The sequence below is a fragment of the Mesotoga infera genome (assembly GCA_011045915.1).
In the GTDB taxonomy this organism is placed as follows: domain Bacteria; phylum Thermotogota; class Thermotogae; order Petrotogales; family Kosmotogaceae; genus Mesotoga; species Mesotoga infera_D.
This window is the reverse complement of the sequence record DSBT01000148.1, coordinates 1-3,777: the sequence shown is the minus strand read 5'-3', so window position 1 is coordinate 3,777 and position 3,777 is coordinate 1. Positions and strand designations below refer to the sequence as shown.

The window sequence follows — 3,777 nt, the reverse complement described above, 5'->3', positions numbered from 1 at the left end:
TCATGAAGTGATAGCTGTCTGGCTCTTCGAGATAAGGTCTGGAATGATGGTATCGTCTTCAGCCCAAGGTAATCAATATACTCAACATTCCCTTCAAGAAAACTCTTTGCTCCTCGATACGATATATTTGCCAGCGTCAGCAGTACCAGCAACTTCAATATCGTTGTTTCATCGTACTCTTTGTTCCTTCCACTTACTTTCTTTACAGTTCCCTTTATCATGAAGGTTGTACAGGTTATCCAGTACCTTAAATGCTTCCCTTTTTCTCCATCCCTTGTGATAACATCTATTCAGGCCTCCTTTCTGGTTTTTAGCTAATTCAATGGTACCACCATTGAATATTTTGGAGGCCCTCCTTTTCGAGACACCCTATGAATTGAAAATATCACAGTGGAAAATGAGAATACAATGTTAATTGGTGTTAAAATTTATATGAAAAGCAGATAGGTGATTCTCTTCATTTCAAATGAGATTCATCGTAGTCTAGCTGTATTAGAATTAGCGTCCTGATGCCGAATCAGTTCGGCTTATCCGTCAGGACAAGGAGGAATCTGAGATGTCTTACAAGCACTATTATGTTGGTGACTCCGCTTTACCAACGGGTGACTACGAGGTTCACACTGGCGATTGTGTTGAGCTGGCAAGAGTAGAATCAAAGACTTATCTAGGCTATTACGATAACTGTCAGGATGCGATCAGGAAGGCAAGTGATATCTATCCAAACGTTTACGGCTGCAAATACTGCTCGCCTGGTTGCCACAGGAGATAGTTTTTCCTAATTGCAGGGAAGTATTTGAGTCTTTTTCTGCAATCCCGTGTGCTGGTATGTGTGTGATTTGAAAAAGCCGTACGGAAGTTCTTCAAGATGAATTCCTGTTTTGGCTTCAAATGTTAGATTTGACTTCTTCACAGCTTAGGCTTCTATTCGAAACCGCTGCTCGTGCTAAAATTAATCGAACCTGAATGGTTATCGATGCCAGATGTTTATCAACTCTATTAGAGGGAGAGACTTGTTTGAATGACGGCAGAATAAAGGTTGGAATCGGTTTTGCGACTGGCCGAAAGCACTTCCAAAGGGTGCTGCGCAGCTACGCTTACAATTGGAAAGAATCCGAACTGGTTGATAGCAAAGAACTCACCCTGAATCTATTTGTTGCGTATGATCTGAGTTACAAGAATACTAAGAAAGCAAATTACACCAAGATCAGTTCCAGTGTGGACGAATTACTGTTCTCCAAACATTTCATAGGTCAGAAGGAAGTTGAAGAAGAAAAGAGATTGCTAATCAAACGTGGGATTGTTGATTCGGAAGAAGCTTCTTTGGTTTTTGGAAAAGGGTACGCTTCCCAGAGAAACATTGTTCTTTACAGTGCTATGAAAAACCAAATCGACTGTCTGCTCTACCTTGATGATGACGAGTATCCAGTTGCGGTTACGAACGACATGGGTTCTGTTTCGTGGATGGGCCAGCATGTCTTGAAAACGCATTTGAATAGCATTGATCAGGCCGATATCACCTACGGTTATCACTGTGGATACATTTCACCGATCCCCTTCATAGAGTTTTCGCCGTCACTATCCGAAGATACATTCAGACGCTTCATTGAGGCGATTAGCAACGACATAGTCAAGTGGGATACTCTTAGGAACCTTATTCAAGCCGGAGGGGTATCGTATGCAGATCTGGAAGTACTGAACAACGGCGAAGTCTTTGAAGTTGAAGAGATAAATCATGCGAAGTTTATCTCCGGATCGAACCTCTGCTTGAATCTGAAGGAGCCGAGCAGGCTATTTCCATTCTATAATCCCCCTGGAGCACGCGGCGAAGATACTTTCTTGAGTACCTGCCTGAGTGACAGGAGGGTGCTTAAAGTGCCAAGTTACGCCTTTCACAACGCTTTCTCGACGTACAACCACATTTTAATGGGTGTTCTTCCCACCAGGCTTAGACCAATAAGAGCCGATTCGAGAGACATAGTTAGACGTTTCTATAGATCCTGCATTGGATGGATCAGATACAAACCTCTGCTTCTCTACATAACGGATCGTGACAACTATTCAGAGAAGATTGAAGAAATGAAGATCAACCTAAGGGAAACATTACCTTCTATTTCATCGTACTTTGGTACCGATTCATTCTACAACATTTCCAGAGAGCTTAATAAGTATCATAAGTCGGTCTTGAAGCACTACGAGCAATTTGAAAGAGTAAAAGGGATTTGGTCAAAGATATCTGGTTATCTTCGGGAAGCTTATTAAGGATTGTGAATAGGTATTTGATCTGAAGCTTATATGGAGTTCCCAAAGGAAAAATCAGAACTTCTCGGGTTTTTCTGCATGGAGATCGAAGATATGTCCACATTCTCTGCAGACGCGCACTATCACCTTAGAGCCCATCGAAAGAGGCTTTCCCAAAGGCATTAGCGCTGCATAACCTGACCAGTAACCCTTCCCTATGTCCAGCGAACCACAGTTTGGGCACTTGTCTGTTCGAATCATTGAATACCTCCAGTCGTCATTTCAAAATTGAAATGGTTCAGGATTCCATTAGAGCAAATCTAGAACGAATAGGCAATCTTGCTTTGCTGTGAATCGCCACTCGACTCTAGAGCCATGTTGGTACTCAGTTCACATAAGCATTTCGATTATGTCATGAGCGTCGCATTGTTAGCGCTCTAAAATCATGACCAAAGTTGGAGATAAGCCCTTCATCTTTTTGAAGAAACGAAGGCTGCGAAAAGAATCACAACTCCTCCTGCAAGCAGGATTGTCCACCCAAGCCAGTGAACTTGCGGTCCGCCGATCATATTCGCTATTTCCTCTCCAGAACTACCTGGAACATTGCTCTGGATAAGCTCTTTAAACTGAGTTCTCAAGGAGTTCTCGTCGGGCAGGTCCTTAATCACGGTAATCAACCTCGCTACTACAACCCCAATCGAAGCAAGCCCGGAAAGAAAGACCATCGATCTCACTTTCACGATTCCCATGATACATGCAAAGATAGCAATTGCTAGTGTTAGTGCTCCATAGAGATCTCCAACGTTGAAAAAGGTCGCTTCGCTTCCTCCTGGGAAACGGACTATCGGCAGGAACAAACCAGCTATGATCATTGCCGCCCCGATAACGGCGAGAAAGATGCCCTTTTTCACAATCTCCACCTCTTTTCTGATGTCCAACGAGTATTAGGCTTTTATCTACCTCGTCCAATAATATCAGAATACCATTCCAAGGCGTTGGATGTCTTATCTCAGCGGGAAAGCCCTGATCGTGAAACTGTCGGTTATCAGATCGCTGACTTCAAGGTTTTCGTTTCCGAATTCGCTCTCCACAAACGGGAACTGCATTACCTTCTCCAGAGGCTGAATATCCTTCGGACTTTCTTCTGGCATCATGTCAACTGAATTCTGAACTACCATTCTCAGCGGATCAAGGTTCCCGAAGTAGAAATCTATAGATTCTGCTCCACCAGATCCAGATCTATGAAGAAGGGATTGCTTTCAAAGCCCGTGAAGAACATTTCTACGCCGTCCACGATCTTTCTTTGAATATCTCTTTCTTCAATGAATCTGTGGAGTTTCTCATCTGTATTTATCTGAGGGTAGTACATCCCAACTGTGTCTCTTGCCTCATCGAATGTAACTGTGAATTCCATTTTAGACTTTGTTTCGTTCTGTGTGTTGTAGTAATCCGAACTCTTCTCAAGAGCGGAAACTGGTGCCGTTGAGAATAATGCAAATGCCAATAATGCTATCAAACTCTTCATATCATATAGACCTC

The 3,777-nt window shown here is 42.9% G+C and carries 5 protein-coding genes and 1 pseudogene; 2 read left to right on the top strand and 4 right to left on the bottom strand.

What is annotated here, in order from left to right; all coding sequences use genetic code 11:
• Positions 1-221, bottom strand: a 221-nt coding sequence (locus tag ENN47_05415) for a hypothetical protein (protein ID HDP77612.1), incomplete at its 3' end; no start/stop codon positions are given.
• Between the two features lie 335 nt (positions 222-556).
• Here ENN47_05415 and ENN47_05410 point away from each other — a divergent pair.
• Together ENN47_05410 and ENN47_05405 are read left to right on the top strand one after the other, a co-directional pair.
• A complete protein-coding gene (locus tag ENN47_05410; protein ID HDP77611.1) occupies positions 557-769 on the top strand; it encodes a hypothetical protein in 213 nt (70 codons plus the stop codon).
• 245 nt (positions 770-1,014) lie between these two features.
• Positions 1,015-2,259: a hypothetical protein gene (locus ENN47_05405; GenBank protein ID HDP77610.1), complete on the top strand. Its 1,245-nt coding sequence runs from the start codon at positions 1,015-1,017 to the stop codon at positions 2,257-2,259.
• Positions 2,260-2,313: 54 nt separating this feature from the next.
• On the opposite strand, the gene ENN47_05400 is transcribed toward ENN47_05405, so the two are convergent.
• The 3 genes and pseudogenes from ENN47_05400 to ENN47_05390 all read right to left on the bottom strand — a co-directional run bounded on the left by ENN47_05400 (position 2,314) and on the right by ENN47_05390 (position 3,763).
• Positions 2,314-2,499 (bottom strand): transcription initiation factor TFIIIB, encoded by a 186-nt coding sequence (locus tag ENN47_05400; GenBank protein HDP77609.1) that lies wholly within the window; start codon positions 2,497-2,499, stop codon positions 2,314-2,316.
• Positions 2,500-2,708: 209 nt separating this feature from the next.
• Entirely contained in the window at positions 2,709-3,149 is a 441-nt protein-coding gene (locus ENN47_05395; protein ID HDP77608.1) for a hypothetical protein, read from the bottom strand.
• A gap of 439 nt (positions 3,150-3,588) precedes the next feature.
• Positions 3,589-3,763 (bottom strand): annotated as a pseudogene (locus tag ENN47_05390) (cyclic nucleotide-binding protein).
• Positions 3,764-3,777: the final 14 nt, after the last annotated feature.